Genomic DNA, 20,121 nt, shown 5'->3' with positions numbered 1-20,121 from the left:
CCTCTGAAATTCACACGATCATGGACAATCTGAGTGCCGGGCAAGCGCTGGTTCGGAGCCACCGGGGCGCCGAGGGGCCATGGCGCACGGCGTGGCGCAAGCTCAGGGCGGATCGGGCCGCCATCATGGCGTTCGGCGTGCTGGTGCTGATCACCGCCGCTTCGCTGGCAGCACCCCTCTATGCCCGCCATGTGTCCGGGACCGATCCCTTCGCCACCAATCTCAACGGCGAGATCGTCATCCATGGCGAGACCAGGCAAGTGCTGGAACCTTCGACCGAAGGTCTCGGCCTCGGCTTCACGCCGCTCGGACCGACCTGGGATTTCGGCCCCTATATGCTGGGTGCCGACAATCAGGGCCGCGACGTCGCCGCCCGGCTGCTTTACGGCGGCCGCAATTCGCTGCTGATCGCCGGCGCCGCGGCGCTGATATGCCTTGGCCTGGCGACATTGCTCGGCGTCGTTTCCGGCTTTTTCGGCGGCCTGGTCGACACCTTGCTGTCGCGTATTCTCGATGTGCTGTGGGCGTTTCCAATCTTCCTGCTGGCGATTTCGCTGTCGATCGTGCTGATCACGCAAAGCATCACCATCGGGCCGATCGAAATCCGCTCCGGCAGTCTCTGGCTGCCGATCTTCATCATCGGTATCGTCTATGTGCCTTATGTCGCCAGGCCCATCCGTGGCCATGTCCTGTCGCTGATGCAGGCCGAGTTCGTCACGGCGGCAATCGGCATCGGCGCCTCGCCCTGGCGCATCCTGCTCTACGACATCCTGCCCAATGTCATTACCCGGGTCATCGTCTTCGTGCCGCTCATCCTGGCGCTGAACATGATGACGGAATCCTCGTTGTCCTTCCTGTCCATCGGCGTGCAGCCGCCCGATGCCAGCTGGGGGACGATCATCCAGGACGGGCAGGGATTGCTCTATTCGCGCCCGATCGTCGCCCTGGCGCCAGGGCTGGCAATCGTCATCTGCGTGCTGGCGCTGAACATATTGGGCGACGGGGTACGCGACGCGCTCGACCCGAAATCCTCGATCAGGGTCGCCTGATGCTGGCGGCGCTCGTTTCCCGGCTCGGGCAGATGGTGCTGGTGATGTTCGGCATCAGCGTCGTTGCCTTCCTGATCTTTTTCGCCACCCCGGGGGCAGATCCGTCGGCGCGCATTGCCGGGCGCAACGCTTCGCAGGAGACGCTGGCCCAGGTGCGGCACGATTTCGGCCTCGACCGGACGCTCCCCGTCCAGTACGCGCTGATGATGGAGCGACTTTTCATCAGCCGCGACCTCACCTCCTTCGTCAATCGCGGCCAGAAGGTCGTGCCAACGGTGCTCGAGGCGATCCCGATCACCTTGTCACTGGTGCTCGGCGCCGCTGTCTTATGGGTTCTCGGCGGGCTGATCGTCGGTGTGGTCGCCGGGGCGACACGCGGCACGTGGCTCGACCGGATGTTGATGATCCTCAGTCTGATCGGCGTGTCGATACCGGTTTTCTGGCTTGGCGAAGTCGCCAATCTGGTCACGCAGAGCCGCTGGCATGACACCTGGCTGTTCTCGTGGGTGCCGCCGCTCGGCTATATCGCCTTTACTGACAATCCTTGGGGCTGGTTCAAGGCGCTGGTCATTCCCTGGTTCACGCTGGCCACGCTGTACATCGGGCTTTATGGGCGGGTGCTGCGGGCCAGCATCATCGAGACCATGCAGGAGGATTTCATCCGCACGGCGCGCGCCAAGGGCATCGGCGAGCGGCGGGTGCTGCTCCGCCATGGGCTCAGAACCTCGCTCGTCGCCTTCGTCACCATGTTCGGGCTCGATTTCGGCGCCCTGGTCGGGGGCGGCGCCTTGCTGACGGAGGTGGTCTTCGGCCTGCAAGGGGTCGGCAAGCTCACCTACGGAGCCTTGCAGACGCTCGATCTGCCGATGATCCTGGCGACCGTCATCTATGCCTCGTTCTTCGTGGTCATGGCCAATTTCATTGTCGACGTCGCCTTTGTCTTCATCGATCCGAGGGTTAGAGATGCCCACTGATGCGCCGCTGCTGGTCGTCGAGAACCTTTGCATCTCATTCCGCACGGAGGGGGGCGTGGTGCCCGCCGTCAGCGGCGTCTCGTTTTCGGTCGAGCGGCGCGAGATCGTCGGCGTCGTTGGTGAAAGCGGCTCGGGCAAGAGCCAGACCCTGCTTGCCATTATGGGGCTGATCAACAGCCCCAATGCCGTCGTTAGCGGGTCGGTTCGCTTTCTTGGCCAGGAGTTGCTGGGGCTGAAGCGCCGTGCGCTCGACGCCGTCCGCGGCCGGCAGATCGCAATGATCTTCCAGGATCCGATGACGGCGCTGACGCCGGTCCATACGATCGGCGACCAGATCATCGAGCAGATCCGTGCGCATGAGAACGTGTCGCGCACCGCCGCGCGCAAGCGGGCGGTGGAATTGCTCGATGCGGTCGGCCTGCCCAGTCCTGAGAGTGCCGTAGACCGCTACCCGCACCAGTTCTCCGGCGGCATGCGCCAGCGTGCGGTGATCGCAATGGCGTTGTCGTGCAATCCGGCACTGCTGATTGCCGACGAGCCGACGACCGCGCTCGACGTGACGGTGCAGGCGCAAATCCTGGAGCTGATCGGACGATTGCGCGATGCTTTCGGATCCGCCGTGATCCTGGTCACCCACGACCTCGGCGTGGTCGCCGAAGTCGCCGATCGCGTGCTGGTGATGTATGCCGGGCGCGTGGTCGAGGAAGGCGGCAAGGGGCAGCTCTTCCGCGAGCCGCTTCACCCCTATGCATGGGGCCTGTTCGCCTCGATCCCGCCGATGCGCGGTCCGCGCCCCGCGCGGCTGACCGCCATTCCCGGCAGCCCGCCGAAACCGAGCCAGATGCCGCAAGGTTGTGCCTTCGGGCCGCGATGCACGTTCCGGCACGAAGCCTGCGTCGCGCAGCCTTCGCTCGGCGGAGCGGGAGGGCACCGGTCGGCCTGTTTCCTGCCGCAGGATAGCCGCCAGGATCTGCGCCGAACCCTGACCGGCAGGATACCGGCATGACCGAGCCCAGACCGCAACCGCTCGTGCGGACCAGCGATCTGTCGAAACGCTATCGCGTGGGGCGTTCGCCCTTTCCGGTGCAAAGGCGGATCGTCCATGCCGTGGAGCAGGTCTCGCTCGACATCTTCCCGGGCGAGACGCTTGGCATCGTCGGCGAGTCGGGCTGCGGAAAGTCGACGCTGGGACGCTGCCTCGTCCGGCTCACCGAAATCACTTCCGGGGCGCTGGAATTCGAAGGCAGGGACATCACCAGTGCCTCGCAAAGGCAGCTTCGCCCGCTACGCCGCCAGATGCAGATGGTGTTTCAGGATCCCGCCGCCTCGCTCAATCCGCGCCGGCGCGTCGGCGATCTGCTGGCGGACCCGTTCCGCGTGCATGAAAAGCTGTCGCGATCGGAAATGATGGACCGCGTCGAGGAGCTGCTTGTCCGTGTCGAATTGCTTCCGGAACACGCGCAGCGTTTCCCGCATGAATTCTCGGGAGGGCAGCGCCAGCGGATCGGCATCGCGCGCGCCCTGGCGCTGAAGCCGCGCCTGATCGTTGCCGACGAACCGGTGTCGGCGCTGGATGTGTCGATCCAGGCGCAGATCATCAACCTGCTTTGCGACCTGCGCGACGAGTTCAGTCTGACCTATGTGTTCATCGCCCACGACCTCTCGGTGGTCAGGCAGTTCGCGTCGCGGGTGGCGGTGATGTATATGGGTTCGATCGTCGAAACCGGGCCCGTCGACGCGGTCTTTTCAGCGCCTCGGCATCACTACACCGCGGCACTTCGCTCGGCGGTGCCGGTTCCCGACGTCGACAATCGTCCGGGCCAGCGGATCGTGCTTAAGGGCGATCTGCCAAGCCCGCTCGATCCGCCGTCGGGCTGCCGCTTCCACACGCGCTGCGTGGCGGCGACTACGGTCTGTCGCCAGCAACGCCCTGTTCTTTCCCTCGTGGACAAAGCCCATTTTGTCGCCTGCCATCACCCGCGGGGAGGCTAGGAGAGTTCAGGCGAGGCGACTTTGCCTATTCCCTGACCGCTCGCGCAACCAGGCGCGCCACGCTCGGCCCGACCAGCAGCACGACCAGGAAGCGGGCCGATTGCAGCGCCATGACGAAGGAGATGTCGACGTTCTGCGCGGCGGCGGCGATGATGGCGACACTGTCCATGCCGCCGGGGCTGGTCGCCAGATAGGCGGTCAACGGATCGACGCCAAGCAAGTGGCTGATCATGAAGCCGAGGCCGCCGCAAAAGGCGATCAGCACGATGATCGAGCCGACGATCTGCGGCAGGGCCCGCGTCGCGTGACGCAGGATCGGGCGGGTGAAGTTCAGCCCGATCGACCATCCGACCATCGCATAGCTGAGGGCCAGCAGCCAGTTTGGCAATTGCATAGGCACGCCAAGGTCGAGATGAATCACCGCGCCGAAGATGAAAGTGCCGAGAAAGAAAGGCGACGGGAGCCTGAACAGCTTCCCCATCAGGCCGCCGACGAGCGCGATACCGATGGTGGCGGCGAAGGCTTGTGGATCGATCGGTGGAAACCAGACGATGGGCGGAATCTCGATGCCCGACGTGTCGACCCACATGCGCGCGATCAGGGCCGCCGTCATCGAGACGAAGATGACGCGCAGATATTGCATGAAGGCAACGAGGCGCTGGTCCGCGCCGAAGGCGCCGGCCATCAGCACCATGGCCGTGGCCGCGCCCGGTGACGAGCCCCAGACCGCGGTGGTGCCGGGCAGGATGCGCCAGCGGCTGATCAGCCAGCCGAGCAGGCTGGAGGCCGCGACGGTCGCCATCACCACGCCGAGGAAGAGTGGCCATTCCCTGTAGAAGACCGCGAAGATGTCGGTAGAGATCGAACTGGCGACAAGGCAGCCGACGATCGCCTGCGCGGAACCGAACAGGGGGAGCGGGACGCGCACCGTGGCGCCGTTGGTGCCGGCGAGGATCGCTGCCAGCATAGGTCCGATCAGCAGTGCCGCCGGCAAGGCGGCGAGTTCCAGCGCGCCGGCGAAGAGGATCGAGAGCACCAGAAGGACCAGCCACTGCCAGCCCTTGTGCATTCGCGCCATGCGTTCGACGGATGGCTGGTCTGGCGAGGAATCCATGCAGGAAGAATGCGAAGCACGTTGCCGGAGAAAACTCCCAACTTGCGTCCGCTCCCGACCGTCAGCCAGTTTTGCCGTCGGTCAGGCCGAAACCGCCGACGGGGTGAGTTTCGACCTGGAATTCGAAGCCGGCGATGAAGGGGCGCGCCTTGGCGATCGCCGCCTGGACTTCCGGCAGTTGCAGGGAGGCCTTGTGGCTAGCCTGATCGGTCCATACTTCGGTTACCCAGATCGCGTCGGCGTCGGCCGGGTCGGTGGCGACGATGTAGCTCAGGCAGCCGGGCAGGGCGCCGGTGCTGGCGCGCAGAACGTCCATGACTGCATCGCGTTTGCCGCGCGCCGCACGCATCTTGCCGATCAGTCCGTACATCGCCTTTGTCTCCATTCAGATTCCGCGGCAGGAGTATGCAGATCGCGGATCAAGGCATCAACTGGCCGCCATTGACCTCGATCACCTGGCCGGTGATGTAGCCGCTCAGCAGATCGGAGGAGAGGAACAGATAGGCGCCGACGCAATCCTGCGGCGTGCCGGCACGGCCTTGAGGTATGGTGGCCACCATGCCCTTCATCTGCTCGTCGGTCGAATAGCGCTCATGGAACGCCGTGGCGATGGTGCCGGGCGCCACCGCGTTGACGCGGATGCCGAAGCCGATCAGTTCCTTGGCCATGCCGCGCGTCACATTGGAGACGAAGGCCTTGGATGAGCCGTAGAGGCCGGCGCCGCCACCGGCGCCGTTGCGCGCGGCGATCGAGGAGGTGTTGACGATGAAGCCGCCCTGGCGCTTCAGCCATGGGATCGCCTTGCGCGAGGCGGTGAGCACGGAACGTGCGTTGAGGTCCATCACCGCGTCGTAATGCGTCTCGGTCAGTTCGGCATAGGGCACGCGGCCGAGCATGCCGCCGGCATTGTTGACCAGGCCGTCGAGCCGGCCGAAATGTTGCGCGCTGTCCTCGACCACGCGCTCGACATCGGCGGGGATCGAGAAATCGCCCTGGACGAGGAACACCTCGCCGCCGCCGTCGCGGATCGTCCGGCCAAGCTTTTCGGCCGCCTCCTGGCTCGAATTGTAGTGTAGAGCGACGCGACATTTCTGCGCGGCATAGGCCAGCGCAAGTGCTGCCCCGATGCCGGTCGATGCGCCGGTGACCAGCACCGCCTTGCCGGCGAGATCGGGAATGGCCAGGCCGGGAATGATTGGGGCGGTTGCGGTGGCTGGCACGTCTATCCTCCGGATCTCTGCCCGTCCTTCGTAGGCCCTTGCCGCCTCCGTATTCAAGCCCTTCGGATAAGGGCCTGAGGTAGGCGTAGCCCTGGCGCTCCAGTTCCGCGAGCTTGACGACACCACCGGTTTCGGCGGCGTGGAAGCCGTCGAGCAGGTCGGAAAGCGCAATGTCCATGCCGTGCATGGTGTTGGCGCGGGCATGCCGGAAATCGCGGACGACGGCAAGACCACGTCGGACGACAAGGTCTATCGGCTGAACCTGATGGTGATCGGAACCCTAGACGACGATTTCGTCAAGGCGACGCTGGAACGTCCGGCTGAGCAGGACCGACCGGCATTGGACGACCTCTTCAAGTGATCTATCTGCTCGACACCAACGCCGTCATCGCAATCATGAAAGGCGATGCGAATCTGCTGGCGCGGCTCAAGCCCCTCCGGCCGCGGGATTTCGCGCTTTCTGCCATCGTCGTGCATGAATTGTACTTTGGTGCGCAGAAGAGCCAACAAAGGCCGATAATCTTGCGCGCATCGAAGCGTTGCAGTTTCCGGTGCTGGAATTCGATCGGGAAGACGCAAGGCATGCCGGTGATATTCGGGCGGCGCTCGCGACGTTGGGGACTCCGATTGGTCCTTATGGTGCGCTGATCGGCGGGCAGGCGCGTGCCCGGAACCTCACGCTGGTGACCCGCAATGTGCGGGAGTTCGAGCGGATCAAAAATCTCGCGGTCGAGACGTGGTGAGCTGCTTCACGCGAACGGCACGGCCGTCGTGCCCTTGGGCAGTTTTGCCTCGTCGTCCGGCTCGACATGGATGGTGACGCGCACCGAGGGGATTTCCGCCTTCAGTGCGTCCTCGATACAGTCGCAGATGACGTGGCTGGCGCCCACCGACATGGCGGCATCGACGACCAGATGGAACTCGATAAAGGTGGCGCGGCCGGCAATGCGCGTCTTCAGATCATGCACTTCCAGCGCGCCCTTGCAATTGGCCGAGATGATGTCGCGGATGTGCATGTGTTCCTGCGTGTCGACGGCGCGGTCCATCAGCCCGTTCATCGATGAGCCGATGACGTGCCAGCCTTGCCAAAGGATGTTGAGCGCGACGATGACGGCAAGTGCCGGGTCGAGGATCTGCCAGCCGGTCAGCACGACGCCGACCAGGCCGGCGAAGACGCCGACCGACGTCACCACGTCGGTCATGATGTGCCCGCCGTCGGCGACAAGCGCCGGCGATTTCTCGGCGCGACCGGCACGGATCAGGGTCCACGCCCAGAAGGCGTTGATGACCGTCGCGACGCCGTTGATGGCAAGGCCGGTCCAGGGTTGTTCGAGCGGGGCGGGATGGCGCCAGGACGACCAGACCTCGTTCAGGATCAGCAGCGCCGCCAGCACGATCAGCACGCCTTCCAGAACGGCCGAGAAATACTCGGCCTTGTGATGGCCGAAGGGATGATCCTGGTCGGCCGGCTTGTAGCTGACCCGGATCGCCCAGTAGGCGGCAGCCGAGGCAATGACGTTGACGATCGATTCCAGCGCGTCCGAATACAGCGCGACGGAACCGGTGACATACCAGGCCGCCAGCTTCAGGCCGAGCACGATGTAAGCGACGACGATCGACCAGAAGGCGAGGCTGGCGACCTTGCGCCTGGCTGCGGCTTTTGCGTCTGCCGCGGTCGCTGGGGAAGCCGCGTTCATCCGTAGTCCTAAGCGGCCTTTTCCCGGGCCTTGCGCGGCAGATGCGCCACGATGTTCTCGATGATGCGCATGCCGGCATTGTGGCCGAGCGTCATGATCGACTCGGGGTGGAATTGCACAGCGGCGATCGGCTCCTTGCGATGCTCGAACGCCATGATGACGCCGTCCTCGGTCTCGGCCGTGACAATGAAGTCGTCGGGCAGGCGCACCGGATCGGCGAATATCGAATGGTAGCGGCCGACCGTCACTTCCTTGGGCAGGCCGGAGAAGATGATACCCGGCTTCGACACGCGAATGCGCGAGGGTTTGCCGTGCATCGGCACATGCAGTTGCCGCAGCTCGCCGCCATAGGCCTCGGCCAGCGCCTGCAGGCCGAGGCAGACGCCGAAGATCGGCAGCTCACGCGACCGGGCGCGCTTGATGGTGGCGGCGCAGTCGAAGTCCTTCGGCGTGCCGGGGCCGGGCGAGAGCACGACCAGATTGGGCTTCAGCCGGTCGAAGACCTCGTCAGGCACCGGCGTGCGCACGGTCGAGACATTGGCGCCGGTCTGGCGGAAATAATTGGCGAGCGTGTGGACGAAGGAGTCCTCGTGGTCGACCAAAAGGATGTTGACGCCGTCGCCGACACGCGCGGTGCTGCGTTCGGTGCTGGCGGCATTGCCTGATTTGGCGTCGCGGATGGCGGAGAGCATGGCGGATGCCTTCAGTTCGGTTTCGGCTTCTTCTTCCTCGGGGATGCTGTCGAAGAGCAGCGTGGCGCCGGCGCGCACCTCGGCGATGCCGTCCTTGATGCGGATGGTGCGAAGCGTCAGGCCGGTGTTCATGTCGCCGTTGAAATTGACCATGCCGATCGCCCCGCCATACCAGGCGCGCGGGCTCTTCTCGTTCTGCTCGATGAAGCGCATGGCCCACAATTTCGGCGCGCCGGTGACGGTGACCGCCCAGGCATGCGAAAGGAACGCGTCAAAAGCGTCCATGCCTTCGCGCAGCCGTCCCTCGATGTGATCGACGGTGTGGATCAGGCGCGAATACATCTCGATCTGGCGGCGACCGATGACGCGCACCGAGCCGGGCTCGCAGACCCTGGACTTGTCGTTGCGGTCGACGTCCGAGCACATTGTGAGTTCGGATTCGTCCTTCTTCGAATTGAGCAGCTTCAGGATCTGCTCTGAGTCGGAGATGGCGTCGTCGCCGCGCTTGATCGTGCCCGAGATCGGGCAGGTCTCGACGCGGCGGCCGTTGACGCGCACGAACATTTCGGGCGAGGCGCCGATCAGATATTCGCCTTCGCCGAGATTGATGAAGAAGGAATAGGGCGAGGGGTTGATCGACTTCAGCTTGCGCGAAATGTCCGATGGTGGCGTCTCGCAGCGTTCGTAGAACATCTGGCCGGGCACCACCTCGAACAGGTCGCCGCGCTTGAAGCTCTCCATCGCCTTGCGCACCAGATTGGCATATTCGCCGGGCTCATGGTCGCCGCGTGGCGGGATGCGGTCGGCGGTCTTGAACGGCTCGACGAAGGCGTCGCGCGGCAGGCCTTGCGTCGAAAATCCCTGGCCCGAATAGTCATAGCGGTCGGTCCATGCCTTGGTCGAATAATGGTCGACGACGAGGATCTCGTCGGGCAGGAACAGCACCAGGTCGCGCTGGCTTGGCTTGCGCTCGAGCTTGTAGTCGACCGGATCGAACTGGAAGGCGAGATCGTAGCCGAAGGCGCCGTAGAGACCGAGATTGGCGTCTTCTTCCGTCTTGAACAGAGCAGTGATGGCGCGCAGGACCGTAAACACCGACGGCACGCGGCTGCGCTCCTCCTCGGTGAAGACGCGGCCGGGCTTGGCCACATCGAGGCGGATGAGACTTTTCGATGTCTCGGCGATTGTCACTTCGGCAAGGCCGGCAAGCGCGTTGCCGATGACAGGCAAGAGCACCTCGCCACGGCTGTTCAGCGCCTCGATGCGGATAGTGCGGCCACACGCCGAGATCACCAGCGGCGGGTCGATGATGGCGGTATCCCAGCGCGTGTAACGGCCGGGATATTCGTAATTCGAGGAGAACACGGCGCCCCGGCGCGCATTCAGCCCGTCGACATAGGCGTCGATCGCGCCTTCGTAAGGCTGCTCGTGGCGCTCGCGGGTGATGGTCACGCCGCCTGCCGTGTCAAAGCGCTCGGCTCCGTTTTCCAGAATTTTCGTCGTCATTGCCGTCTCCATCAGCGTCTTGCTATTTCAGCTTCTTGGGGCAACGGACCCGGGAATGGCGTAAAAAACAAATGGCCGCCCGGACATTCCGTTGCGGCCACCCTCTATTTTCACGCGAACGCGTTCGAACAGGCCGCTGTCAGCGAGCCCACCACCAAACGGTCTTGATCGAACGCATGTTCATGAGAGTCCCATAGCGGCGAATGAACGGCCATGCAACTGGATTCGAGCCCTCAGTCCTCCAGCGTTCCTGACCTGGCGTCGGCGCTCTTGCTGTCGCCGACCAGCTTCAGCAGGTCTTCGCCGGCGCGGATGATGCGCCGCGAACGCCGGGTCAGGATGAGACCCGCTTGCGGCGCGAACACTTCGGTGCGGCCACCGGCTTCACCCGGGGCGTGGACGATGGTGGCGAGCCGCGCGCCCTTGGCGACGCGGCCGCCGGGCTTCACATCGTAGAGCACCGCGCCGGCCCGTGGCGCCGGCATCATGTCGATGTTTTCGAGCGGCGCGACAGTACCGGTGAACGGACCGGGCGCGGGCAGGGCCGTATCGGCGATCACGCCGCGCGCCACCAGCAGCCGATAAAGCCCTTCGGCATCGGAGGCGGCCAGAGCGCCGTCGACATCGAGTATGCCGCGATATTCGACCGTGGTGGCGACGCGCCGGTCGAAGCGCGCCACATCGGCGGGAACGTTCTGGTACGGCATGATCGAGGCGCCTTCGAAAGTGCCGTCGCTATCCTCGTCCCACAACACCACCGCATCGATGCCCATCGCTGCCGCGCAATCCGCCATATCAGGCCACAGGCTGGTGTGGACGTAGAGATAGGCGAGGCCCTCGTCGTCGCAATGCAGGTCGAGCACGATGTCGTGGCCGATGGAAAGCCTGAGCAGTCGCGTCTTCAGCCGCTGGTCGGCCGTGCCGAGTGCTGTGTCCGGCAGCAATTTGGTGTCGGGCGCCGCCAGCAGCGGAAAGCCGCGGTTGAAGTTGTTGCGGGTGCCCAGATGGAAGCGGCCCTGATGCTCGCCGAAATGATACTGGGCGCGGCCGATTGGATTGGCCTGCGGAACGATGGTGATGTCGCCCTTGATGCGGCCTTCAGCCTCGGCCTTTTCGAGCATTGGCATCAGCGCATCGATGGCGACGACGCCTGGCAGTTCGCCGGCATGAAGGGCGGCTTGCAGATAGGCCGAAGGTGCGGCCTTGTCGCTGCCTTTGAAGCGAAAGACCGGGAATTCGTAGGAAACCCCCTCGCTGTCACCGGCGATGCGCTCGATCGATTTCTGCATGACTTCCTCCATCAAGAGCGAGAAGACATGCCCATCGGAGGTGCCGATGTCGATTGGTCCAGCCTGCCGCGCTATGGGCGCAAGGGCTATTCCGCCGGAGTCCCAAGAGCGACGACAGGCGCAGGCCGGTCCAGTGCCTGGGACATCACCGCGACGGCGACGGCCAGCAGCGCGAGTGCCGCTCCGACCAATGGAAGATTGGCATAAGATACGCCGAAGGACAGCGCCAGCCCGCCGATCCAGGCGCCGCTGGCGTTGCCGACATTGAAGGCGCCCTGGTTCAGCGTGGCGGCAAGGTTGGGCGCCTCGGACGCCGCTTCGACGACGCGGATCTGCAGCGGCGGCACGACGACGAAGACAAGCAGGCCCCACAGGAAAACCATGGAGATGGCTACCACTGCGACGGCGCCGAATTGGGCGAAGCCGAGCAATAGCAACGCCAGCATCAAGAGTGTGCCGATCACTGTCGGCATCAGCTTCCAGTCGGCCAGCCTGCCGCCGATGATGTTGCCGATGGTCATGCCGCCGCCGAACAAAAGCAGCACCCAGGTGACCGCTCCGGTTGAAAGGCCGGATACGTCGGTGAGATAGGGCTTGATGTAGGTGAAGACGGTAAACAGGCTGGCGGAAGCCAGCGCCGAGATCAGCATAGCCAGCCACACCTGCAGCTTGCCGAGCACACGCACCTCGCCGAGCAGGCCGCCGCTGCTTGGCTGAGCGACATCAGATGGCACCAGCCAGGCGATGGCCGCGACCGAGATGAGGCCGATGCCGACGACGGCCAGGAAAGTGGCGCGCCAGCCGAAGGCTTCGCCAAGTGCGGTGCCGCCGGGAACGCCGAGGATGTTGGAGAGCGTCAGCCCGGCAAACATCAGCGCCATTGCGCTGGCCCGCTTGTTGCGCGGCACGAGGCTTGCGGCAACGACCGAGCCGATGCCGAAGAAGGCGCCGTGGCCGAAGGCGGTAAAAACGCGCGCGGCCATCAGCGTCCAATAGTTGGGTGCGATGGCGCAGAAGAGATTACCGACGACGAACAGCGAGGCCAGCCCGACCAGCACCGGCTTGCGCGGCAGATGGGCAGTGGCCAGCGCGATCACCGGCGCGCCGAAGACGACGCCGAGCGCGTAACCGGTGACCAAAAGGCCGGCCGAAGGGATCGAAACGCCGAGGTCGGCGGCGACCTCCGGCAGCAGGCCCATGATGACGAATTCGGTGGTGCCGATGCAGAACGACGCAATGGCAAGCGCTAGGATGGGTAAGGGCATGGAGCGTCCAGAATGAATCGGTTCAAAAGTCAGACTGTCCGGAGATGGGGCGGCCGCACAAGCGCGATTGCTGCATTGCAGCATTGCAGAAAGCGGAGAGCAGAAAAAACCGGATGCCGAACCGCTCCGGTTTTGCACTAGTTCTCAGTCTTGTTTCGGCAAGGCGCGCTGATCGTGCCGTAGGGCGGTCGGCGATGCCGAGCTGAAAGGGGCCGTGCTCTTGCTGAGCCGACTGGAGACGATGCTGACAGAACTGGAAGCCGGGAAGTAGATCTCACACCAGCGGCTTCAGCTCCTGGGCAATGGTGGGCAGCAGCTCCGAGACATTGGGGTGGATATGGGTTGCCCGAGCCAGCGTGTCGACCGGCGCCTTGGCATACATCAGGTCGAGCACGCAGTGCACCGCCTCGTCGCCACCCGGCCCGAGCACCGAGCAGCCAAGAATCTCCCTGGTGTCGGCATCGACCAGGATCTTCATGAAGCCTTGCGTCTCGCCCTTTTCGACGGCGCGGCCGACGCGGGTCATCGGCCGCTGGCCGACCAGCGCGCGACGGCCGGATTTTTTCACCGCCGTCTCGGTCATGCCGCAGCGGCCGAGCGGCGGGTCGATGTAAAGCGCATAGGCCTCGATGCGATCGCTGACCTTGCGCGGGTCGTTGTCGAGCAGATTGGCGGCGACGATCTCATAGTCGTTATAGGAGGTGTGGGTGAAGGCACCTTTGCCGTTGCAATCGCCCATCGCCCAGATGCCGGGCACGCTGGTGCGCAACTGGTCATCGACGACCACAAAGCCACGTTTGTCGATCTCGACACCGGCCTTGTCGAGGCCGAGATCGTCGGTGTTGGGTGTCCGCCCCAGCGCCAAAAGCACATGCGAACCGACCGCCGGCGCCTTGCCGGCCGAGAAGGTCACGGCAATGTCGCTGCCCTTCCTGGCAAAACCGATGTCGTCGGCGCCGACGTGAACCGTGATGCCTTCGTTTTCGAGGATCGACAGAATGGCGGCCGAGACATCCTCATCCTCGCGGCCGGTCAGCCGCGGGCTCTTTTCGACGACGGTGACATCGGAGCCGAAACGGCGGAACATCTGCGCGAACTCGAGCGAGACATAGCTGCCGCCGACGACGATCAGATGGCGCGGCAGCTCATCGAGATCCATCATCGATGAATTGGTCAGGTAGTCGATGTCGTGAACGCCGGGCAGGTCGGGCACCGAGGCGCGGCCGCCGGTGTTGAGGAAGATCTTTTCGGCGCTCAGCAGGTCGTCGCCGACGCGGACCGTGTTAACGGATTCGAAACGCGCATGGCCGCGATAGAGCGTGCATTTGTCCATGCCGGCGATCCAGTCTTCCAGCCCGGTGCGGGAAGCGCCCGACACCTTGTCCTTGCGCGCCTTGATCGCTTTGTAATCGACGCCGACGGGACCGCCGAGCGTCACGCCATAGTCGGCGGCGCGGCGGGCGAGATGCGCGGCATAGGCGCTCGCCACCATGGTCTTGGTCGGGATGCAGCCGGTGTTGACGCAGGTGCCGCCGACCAGCTTGCGCTCGATCAGCGCCACGCTCATGCCGGCTGCGTTCAGCCTGCCCGCGAGCGGAGTGCCGGCCTGACCGGCGCCGATGACGATGGCGTCGAAGGTTTTGGCCGTCATGCCACGGCCGCCACGATCAGCAGGCCGCCGATGATCGCCACTGCGTCCTCGATGAGGTGCCGGCAACCGGCAGCCAGCCGAGGTAAGCGCCCCAGGCAACCGCGGCCGGCGCGGTCATGGCGCGAAGACCGGCAATGACGCCGATCAGCAGTGCGAGAATGTAAAGCATGATTGATCCCCCTCGATCACCGGTCCAGGACAGTCCGGCAAGAGCAGGCTAGCATAGGCTTGGCATTTGACCAGTGGCGATGCTGGAGCTTTCCAGTTTGCATCGACCGTGCCTTGGAACGAGCTTGAGACAGGAGGCGCCGGCATGGCTGGAAGCGAGCGTACAAAAATGGCGGCGGGCGAGTGGTACACATGCCTCGATGAGGAACTGGAGGCATTGCGGGTCATCGCGCGCGATGCGGTTTTCGAGCACAACAACCTGTCGCCCGGCCGCCGCGGCAATATCGGACCCGCTCTCAAATCGCTGCTCGGCGCAGCGGGCGGGAGCGCCCGCATCGAGGCTCCGTTCCATTGTGCCTACGGCTTCAACATCTTCCTTGGTGACAGCGTCTTTCTCAATGCGGGCTGTACTCTCCTCGATACGGCGCCAGTCCGCATCGGCAAGCGGACGCTGCTCGGCCCCAACGTGCAGATCTATTGCGCCGAGCATCACAGGCAAGCAGCGGGACGGCAGGCAGGCCTGGAAATCGCCAGGCCGGTCGAGATCGGCGCCAGTGTCTGGATAGGCGGCAGCGCCATCATCCTCGGCGGCGTCAGCATCGGAGATGGCGCGATCATCGGCGCCGGTGCCGTGGTGACACGCGATGTAGCGCCGAATGTTACGGTAGTCGGCAATCCGGCCCGGCCGGTCAAGCGTGGTTGAGCGCCGCCTGCTGTTCTCAAGACCGCGATAGCCGGGACCGGCGCGCCTTGCCGGAAGACCGCCTCAAAACAAAGGGCGCCGCGATGCGGCGCCCTTGGCGGTCTGGAGTTCGGATGATTTAGAACAGTCCTTCGATCTGGCCCGCCTCGTTGAGGAAGATCTTTTCCGAGGACGGCGCCTTGGGCAGGCCGGGCATGGTCATGATCTCGCCGCAGATGATGATGACGAAGCCGGCACCGGCCGAAAGCCTGACCTCGCGCACTGGCACGGTGTGGCCGGTCGGGGCGCCGCGCAGGTTCGGGTCGGTCGAGAAGGAATACTGGGTCTTGGCCATGCAGACCGGCAGATTGCCGTAGCCGGCCTTCTCCCAGGCGTGCAGTTGGTCGCGCACCGACTTGTCGGCGATCGCTTCGGAGCCGCGATAGATGCGCTGGACGATGGTGTTGATCTTCTCGAACAGCGGCATCGCGTCGGGATAGAGCGGCGCAAATTGCGAGGAGCCGGATTCGGCCAGCGCCACCACCTTATTGGCGAGTTCCTCGATGCCGGCCGAGCCCTGGGCCCAGTGCTTGCACAGGATCGCCTCTTCGCCCATCGAGGCGACGTAGTCCTTCATCGCCTGGATCTCGGCGTCGGTGTCGGAATAGAAATGGTTGATGGCGACCACCGCCGGCACGCCGAACTGCCTGATGTTCTCAATGTGACGGCCCAGATTGGCGCAGCCCTTCTTCACCGCTTCGACGTTCTCCTTGCCGAGGTCTTCCTTCTTGACGCCGCCGTTCATCTTCATGGCGCGCACGGTGGCGACGATGACCGCTGCCGCCGGCTTCAGGCCGGCCTTGCGGCACTTGATGTCGAAGAACTTTTCGGCGCCGAGATCGGCGCCGAAGCCGGCCTCGGTGACGACATAGTCGGCGAGCTTCAGCGCCGTCGTGGTGGCGACGACCGAGTTGCAGCCATGGGCGATGTTGGCGAACGGGCCGCCATGGACAAAGGCCGGGTTGTTCTCCAGCGTCTGGACAAGGTTGGGCTGCATGGCGTCCTTGAGCAGCACGGCCATCGCGCCGTCGGCTTTGAGGTCGCGGGCGTAGACGGCGGACTTGTCGCGGCGGTACGCGACGATGATATCGCCGAGGCGCTTCTCGAGATCCTTGAGGTCGGTGGCGAGGCAGAGGATCGCCATGACCTCCGAGGCGACGGTGATATCGAAGCCTGCCTCGCGCGGAAAACCGTTGGCGACGCCGCCAAGCGAGGAGATGATCTCGCGCAGCGCGCGGTCGTTCATGTCCATGACGCGGCGCCAGACGACACGACGGGTGTCGATGCCGAGTTCGTTGCCCCAGTAGATGTGGTTGTCGATCAGCGCCGAGAGCAAGTTGTGGGCGGTGGTGATGGCGTGGAAGTCGCCGGTGAAGTGGAGGTTCATGTCCTCCATCGGCACGACCTGCGCATAGCCGCCGCCGGCCGCACCACCCTTCATGCCGAAATTCGGGCCTAGCGAGGCCTCGCGGATGCACACGATGGCCTTCTTGCCGATGCGGTTGAGGCCATCGCCGAGGCCGACCGTGGTGGTCGTCTTGCCTTCGCCGGCCGGCGTCGGGTTGATGGCGGTAACGAGGATCAGCTTGCCGTCCTTGTTTGCCTTCACCGAGTTGATGAACTCGGCGGAGACCTTTGCCTTGTCGTGACCATAGGGCAAAAGGTGCTCGTTCGGGATGCCGATTTTCTGGCCGATCTCCAGGATCTGCTTCTTCTTGGCGGCGCGCGCGATCTCGATGTCGGACTTCACTTCGGCCATGACGGCTTTCCTCTGGATTGGACGGTGGAGGGGACGGGTTCGATCACTGATGCATGTTCGAAACGGCCCGCAGGCGCGTGGGGGCTTGTTCTAACCCTGTCGCTGCCGCGGCGTCAACTTTCATGCAACTATATTTCCTATGAAGAAAATGCTTCTGCCTCCCGGGGTCGACCTGTTCGGGGTCTTTGCGCCCGGTTGCCGCGCCGTATAGAAGCCAGAGGATGCGCCTTTCTGCCGTCTCAAAACAGCCGCACAATGCACGGAATGCGACAGGCTTTCGTGCTCTCTCGCCGGCGCGATCGTCAGCAAGTCGCGCCGGTGGCGGCTCGACTTCCCTGCGGGACTACCGGTCGAGCACTCCTCTAATCTCCACGATCTGCGAGCGTGCGCGCAAGAGGTTGAAGCCCATGGTGGCAAGGTGCGACGGAAAGATGAAGCTCGACTCATTGCCGTTGGAGATGATCCACGGCTGCATGTTGAGCGCGTCGCGCACCTGCACCTGCATGGTATCCCAAACCGTGGCCAGGTTGCGTTCCCGGATGACGGAGGAAAAGTCCGAGCGCGTTGCGCTCAGGATTCCGTAGTAGGCGTAAAGCTGGCCATAGGCGAACCAGAACCTGTCGTCAGCGCGCGGATCGAACCAGCCGGCGTCTGAAGCCTCGATCTGCCCGCGCAGGATGTCTGACGTGGAGCCCATATCACCGGCGATGCGGTCCAGAAACTGTAGCAGGTTGTCGGCACGCGCGTCGAATGTTGCTTGGCATTGCTCCAGGCTGGTGTTGAAGGCGCGGACCTTCTGGTTCGCTTCCCGATACACGCTCGGGGTCGGGCGCGTCGGCCCGCGCAGGCCGATGTACCAGGCGTTCTCGTCCCAGGACATCGCCGTCCTGGCGTCCTGTAGGTTCTGGTCTATGCGCGAGGTGCCACGGGCGCGTCCCAGCGTGTCCACAAGTTCGGTGGTGGTGCGGCGCAGCACCTGGTTAATACCGAGCTGGAATGCGGCCTTGTTGTCGAAGAAGGGCGTGTTGCGCCAGGGGACGCCGAAGAAGCCGAGCTTCGACACCAGCATCGAGGAGATCCAGGCATTCCGGTTGACATTGAAGTCGATGAGATCGGCCGTGACGGCGGCGATCTCGGAGCGCTTGCAGCTCGGCGGCGTGGCAGGTGCCTGGCCGGCCGTGTCCGAGGCCCCGGCGGCGCCCTGCGTCGCCGCCGGCGCGACGGCGTCGCCGGCTAGGGCGTTCGCCATCTGCGGGCTGTTCGACGCCGCCAATATCTTGGTGGGATAGTCGGGGTCGAAATTGTTCCACCACTGGGTAGCATAGAAGAAATTGGCATAGAGGCCAACCAGCACCAGCAGAGCAAGGCCGAGCACCGCCTTCAGGATCCAGCCGCGCTGCGTGTACCAGCGGCCGGCCCACATGAAAGGCCACAGAACCACGCCGATGACAAAGCCGATGCCGCGGCCGATCCACTGGAAAATCCGGGTGAAGAAGTTCACGATCGGATCAAGCATGGCGATGTCACCCCTCAGTCTGGCAAGCGTTCAGTCAGGCGTTCAATCAGTCAGGCCGTAGAGGCGTGTGCGAAACGCCGCCTTGTCTTTCAGATATGTGGTTTTCAAAACGTCCACAACATGCGATCGCCAGGCGTCGGTGTAGCCGTCAAAGTCCTTGTAGAAGCCCGGCTTGTTGAAGACGTAGCGCGAGACGAAGTCTTGCGGCACGAAATCGGAGATCAGCTGGTTGGTCAGCCAGGCATCGGGATGGTCGGGCTTGGCCCGGATCACCAGGAAACGCTGCTGCGGGAACACGTCTTCGATCTTGAGGTGGCCGAGCTGGGCGATCTCGCGCTTGGCGGCGTTGAGGAAGGGAAAATTGCCGTCCCTGGCGATCAGGTCGGTATTGCCGTGGATCCAGGTCTGCAGCCAGACCTTGTCGACGTCGGTCAGGTTGCGGTCGGGCTCGGCATTGCGGATCAGCGCGCGCACCACCATTTCGGCGCGGTGTTCCAGATAGCCCGAAGTCTCGATCCATGAGGCGCGCGGCAGTTCGATGCGGCCGGTCGCGGCCAGGAATTTGAACACCTTGTCGGCATCGCTGATCGAGAGATAGCTCACCTGCCAAGGCCGCGAGCGGCGGAAACCGGGTGCGGCCGGGTCGCTGATGACAGTCGTCATGTCGGGATCGACGAACACGTAGAGCCCGCCGAAATGACTGGTCCAATAGGCGTTGTGGCGGAAGATCACCTGGTCGGGCACCAGCGCGTTCTCGCGGATGTCGCCGCAGATCTTGGCCAGCTCAACCATGCGGGTTAGCATGGCATTGTCGCGCCAGGCGTCGGGCTCCTGCTTCAGCCGGTCGACGAGCTTGCCGAGCTCGGCTGCCTTGCCCAGAACGTCCTCCGCCGACAGCACCTTGAACTCGACCTGGTTGATCGACAGCAGGTCCTCGATGTCGTTGACCCTGGGGACCGAGTCCTCGATCTCGCCATAGATGACATCCTTGATGGTCAGCGCGTCGATGGCGCGCTGGTTCTTCGACATGAACTCGAACATCAGTTGCGAGGTGTTGGAAAAGGCCGTGTGCACCACCGGCAGGTCGATCTGCGACGGCGTCAGGATGATGAAGCGGCGGTTGACCTCATTGGGATCGAGATAACCGTAATCGCCGCATTCCTCGGCCACTTCAGGCGAAAAGCCAGTGCGGTCTATTTCGAAGCTCTGGAGCTTCGTCGGCTTAAGCCCGAAGGCGGCAAGCGCCTTGTTGTAGCGCTGGATGAGATGCGGCTCGTCGACCGTCAGCAGCCGGCCGTAGATCAGCTCGTTGTCGCGCAAAAGGTCGGGTTTCTTGGCGGGTTGGGTCACCTATCCCTTCTCCCCTTGTGGGAGAAGGTGGATCGGCGCGCAGCGCCGAGACGGTTGAGGGGTGCTGGACGGAATGCCATCGGTGCCAAGCTGGAACACCCCTCATCCGTCGCCTTCGGCGACACCTTCTCCCACAA

At 64.1% G+C, this 20,121-nt stretch carries 17 protein-coding genes and 3 pseudogenes; 7 read left to right on the top strand and 13 right to left on the bottom strand.

Annotated features, from left to right (window positions below; all coding sequences use genetic code 11):
• The first annotated feature begins 20 nt into the window (after positions 1-20).
• From MESS2_RS27550 to MESS2_RS27535, 4 genes are read left to right on the top strand one after another with little or no spacing between them, the layout of a single operon-like run.
• Positions 21-1,049 carry an ABC transporter permease gene (locus MESS2_RS27550; protein WP_008877882.1) on the top strand — a complete coding sequence of 343 codons (1,029 nt, stop codon included), beginning with the start codon at positions 21-23 and terminating at the stop codon, positions 1,047-1,049.
• A complete protein-coding gene (locus MESS2_RS27545; protein ID WP_008877881.1) occupies positions 1,049-2,023 on the top strand; it encodes an ABC transporter permease in 975 nt (324 codons plus the stop codon). The genes MESS2_RS27550 and MESS2_RS27545 overlap by 1 nt, the downstream gene beginning before the upstream one ends.
• A complete protein-coding gene (locus tag MESS2_RS27540; protein WP_008877880.1) occupies positions 2,013-3,029 on the top strand; it encodes an ABC transporter ATP-binding protein in 1,017 nt (338 codons plus the stop codon). Before MESS2_RS27545 ends, MESS2_RS27540 begins: the two co-directional genes overlap by 11 nt.
• Positions 3,026-4,015: an ABC transporter ATP-binding protein gene (locus MESS2_RS27535; RefSeq protein WP_008877879.1), complete on the top strand. Its 990-nt coding sequence runs from the start codon at positions 3,026-3,028 to the stop codon at positions 4,013-4,015. The genes MESS2_RS27540 and MESS2_RS27535 overlap by 4 nt, the downstream gene beginning before the upstream one ends.
• A gap of 25 nt (positions 4,016-4,040) precedes the next feature.
• On the opposite strand, the gene MESS2_RS27530 is transcribed toward MESS2_RS27535, so the two are convergent.
• From MESS2_RS27530 to MESS2_RS34225, 4 genes and pseudogenes are all read right to left on the bottom strand, one after another.
• Positions 4,041-5,129 (bottom strand): AbrB family transcriptional regulator, encoded by a 1,089-nt coding sequence (locus MESS2_RS27530; protein ID WP_040594145.1) that lies wholly within the window; start codon positions 5,127-5,129, stop codon positions 4,041-4,043.
• 61 nt (positions 5,130-5,190) lie between these two features.
• Entirely contained in the window at positions 5,191-5,499 is a 309-nt protein-coding gene (locus MESS2_RS27525; protein WP_008877877.1) for a putative quinol monooxygenase, read from the bottom strand.
• A 49-nt stretch (positions 5,500-5,548) separates the two neighbouring features.
• Complete coding sequence (locus tag MESS2_RS27520; protein WP_008877876.1) at positions 5,549-6,349, bottom strand: SDR family NAD(P)-dependent oxidoreductase; 801 nt, start codon at positions 6,347-6,349, stop codon at positions 5,549-5,551.
• 70 nt (positions 6,350-6,419) lie between these two features.
• A pseudogene (locus MESS2_RS34225) lies at positions 6,420-6,554 on the bottom strand (DsrE family protein); the annotation flags it as partial.
• Between MESS2_RS34225 and MESS2_RS33605 the strand changes: the two are divergent.
• Together MESS2_RS33605 and MESS2_RS27510 are read left to right on the top strand one after the other, a co-directional pair.
• Entirely contained in the window at positions 6,489-6,710 is a 222-nt protein-coding gene (locus tag MESS2_RS33605) for a hypothetical protein (RefSeq protein ID WP_008877875.1), read from the top strand. The pseudogene MESS2_RS34225 and the gene MESS2_RS33605 overlap by 66 nt on opposite strands.
• A gap of 35 nt (positions 6,711-6,745) precedes the next feature.
• Positions 6,746-7,092, top strand: a pseudogene (locus MESS2_RS27510) (PIN domain-containing protein).
• 6 nt (positions 7,093-7,098) lie between these two features.
• Here MESS2_RS27510 and MESS2_RS27505 read toward each other — a convergent pair.
• From MESS2_RS27505 to MESS2_RS31605, 6 genes and pseudogenes are all read right to left on the bottom strand, one after another.
• Entirely contained in the window at positions 7,099-8,046 is a 948-nt protein-coding gene (locus tag MESS2_RS27505) for a cation diffusion facilitator family transporter (protein ID WP_008877873.1), read from the bottom strand.
• Between the two features lie 8 nt (positions 8,047-8,054).
• Positions 8,055-10,244: an anthranilate synthase gene (locus MESS2_RS27500; RefSeq protein WP_008877872.1), complete on the bottom strand. Its 2,190-nt coding sequence runs from the start codon at positions 10,242-10,244 to the stop codon at positions 8,055-8,057.
• A gap of 233 nt (positions 10,245-10,477) precedes the next feature.
• Positions 10,478-11,533: a succinylglutamate desuccinylase/aspartoacylase family protein gene (locus MESS2_RS27495; protein ID WP_008877871.1), complete on the bottom strand. Its 1,056-nt coding sequence runs from the start codon at positions 11,531-11,533 to the stop codon at positions 10,478-10,480.
• Between the two features lie 86 nt (positions 11,534-11,619).
• A complete protein-coding gene (locus MESS2_RS27490; protein ID WP_008877870.1) occupies positions 11,620-12,798 on the bottom strand; it encodes an MFS transporter in 1,179 nt (392 codons plus the stop codon).
• A 274-nt stretch (positions 12,799-13,072) separates the two neighbouring features.
• Positions 13,073-14,449 (bottom strand): FAD-containing oxidoreductase, encoded by a 1,377-nt coding sequence (locus MESS2_RS27485; protein WP_008877869.1) that lies wholly within the window; start codon positions 14,447-14,449, stop codon positions 13,073-13,075.
• A gap of 55 nt (positions 14,450-14,504) precedes the next feature.
• Positions 14,505-14,618 (bottom strand): annotated as a pseudogene (locus MESS2_RS31605) (DUF4126 domain-containing protein); the annotation flags it as partial.
• Between the two features lie 144 nt (positions 14,619-14,762).
• Between MESS2_RS31605 and MESS2_RS27480 the strand changes: the two are divergent.
• Positions 14,763-15,320, top strand: coding sequence for a sugar O-acetyltransferase (locus MESS2_RS27480; RefSeq protein ID WP_008877868.1), 558 nt, complete (start codon positions 14,763-14,765; stop codon positions 15,318-15,320).
• 118 nt (positions 15,321-15,438) lie between these two features.
• Here the strand turns inward: MESS2_RS27480 and MESS2_RS27475 are convergent, their stop codons facing one another.
• From MESS2_RS27475 to MESS2_RS27465, 3 genes are all read right to left on the bottom strand, one after another.
• The gene (locus MESS2_RS27475) at positions 15,439-17,118 is read right to left on the bottom strand and encodes a formate--tetrahydrofolate ligase (RefSeq protein WP_008877867.1); all 1,680 of its coding nucleotides are present in this window, start codon (positions 17,116-17,118) and stop codon (positions 15,439-15,441) included.
• Positions 17,119-17,461: 343 nt separating this feature from the next.
• Positions 17,462-18,634 (bottom strand): DUF2333 family protein, encoded by a 1,173-nt coding sequence (locus MESS2_RS27470; RefSeq protein ID WP_008877866.1) that lies wholly within the window; start codon positions 18,632-18,634, stop codon positions 17,462-17,464.
• Positions 18,635-18,676: 42 nt separating this feature from the next.
• Positions 18,677-19,984, bottom strand: a complete 1,308-nt coding sequence (locus tag MESS2_RS27465; protein ID WP_008877865.1) for a DUF6638 family protein — start codon at positions 19,982-19,984, stop codon at positions 18,677-18,679.
• Positions 19,985-20,121: the final 137 nt, after the last annotated feature.

The sequence above is a fragment of the Mesorhizobium metallidurans STM 2683 genome (assembly GCF_000350085.1).
GTDB lineage: Bacteria > Pseudomonadota > Alphaproteobacteria > Rhizobiales > Rhizobiaceae > Mesorhizobium > Mesorhizobium metallidurans.
This window is presented reverse-complemented; position numbering and strand designations above follow the sequence as displayed.

What these genes read in the sequence shown, in the direction of transcription:
- MESS2_RS27550 (WP_008877882.1), top strand. Translation starts at nt 21, where the DNA reads ATGGACAATCTGAGTGCCGGGCAAGCGCTGGTTCGGAGCCACCGGGGC.
- MESS2_RS27545 (WP_008877881.1), top strand. Translation starts at nt 1,049, where the DNA reads ATGCTGGCGGCGCTCGTTTCCCGGCTCGGGCAGATGGTGCTGGTGATG.
- MESS2_RS27540 (WP_008877880.1), top strand. Translation starts at nt 2,013, where the DNA reads ATGCCCACTGATGCGCCGCTGCTGGTCGTCGAGAACCTTTGCATCTCA.
- MESS2_RS27535 (WP_008877879.1), top strand. Translation starts at nt 3,026, where the DNA reads ATGACCGAGCCCAGACCGCAACCGCTCGTGCGGACCAGCGATCTGTCG.
- MESS2_RS27530 (WP_040594145.1), bottom strand. Translation starts at nt 5,129, where the DNA reads ATGGATTCCTCGCCAGACCAGCCATCCGTCGAACGCATGGCGCGAATG.
- MESS2_RS27525 (WP_008877877.1), bottom strand. Translation starts at nt 5,499, where the DNA reads ATGTACGGACTGATCGGCAAGATGCGTGCGGCGCGCGGCAAACGCGAT.
- MESS2_RS27505 (WP_008877873.1), bottom strand. Translation starts at nt 8,046, where the DNA reads ATGAACGCGGCTTCCCCAGCGACCGCGGCAGACGCAAAAGCCGCAGCC.
- MESS2_RS27500 (WP_008877872.1), bottom strand. Translation starts at nt 10,244, where the DNA reads ATGACGACGAAAATTCTGGAAAACGGAGCCGAGCGCTTTGACACGGCA.
- MESS2_RS27495 (WP_008877871.1), bottom strand. Translation starts at nt 11,533, where the DNA reads ATGCAGAAATCGATCGAGCGCATCGCCGGTGACAGCGAGGGGGTTTCC.
- MESS2_RS27490 (WP_008877870.1), bottom strand. Translation starts at nt 12,798, where the DNA reads ATGCCCTTACCCATCCTAGCGCTTGCCATTGCGTCGTTCTGCATCGGC.
- MESS2_RS27485 (WP_008877869.1), bottom strand. Translation starts at nt 14,449, where the DNA reads ATGACGGCCAAAACCTTCGACGCCATCGTCATCGGCGCCGGTCAGGCC.
- MESS2_RS27480 (WP_008877868.1), top strand. Translation starts at nt 14,763, where the DNA reads ATGGCTGGAAGCGAGCGTACAAAAATGGCGGCGGGCGAGTGGTACACA.
- MESS2_RS27475 (WP_008877867.1), bottom strand. Translation starts at nt 17,118, where the DNA reads ATGGCCGAAGTGAAGTCCGACATCGAGATCGCGCGCGCCGCCAAGAAG.
- MESS2_RS27470 (WP_008877866.1), bottom strand. Translation starts at nt 18,634, where the DNA reads ATGCTTGATCCGATCGTGAACTTCTTCACCCGGATTTTCCAGTGGATC.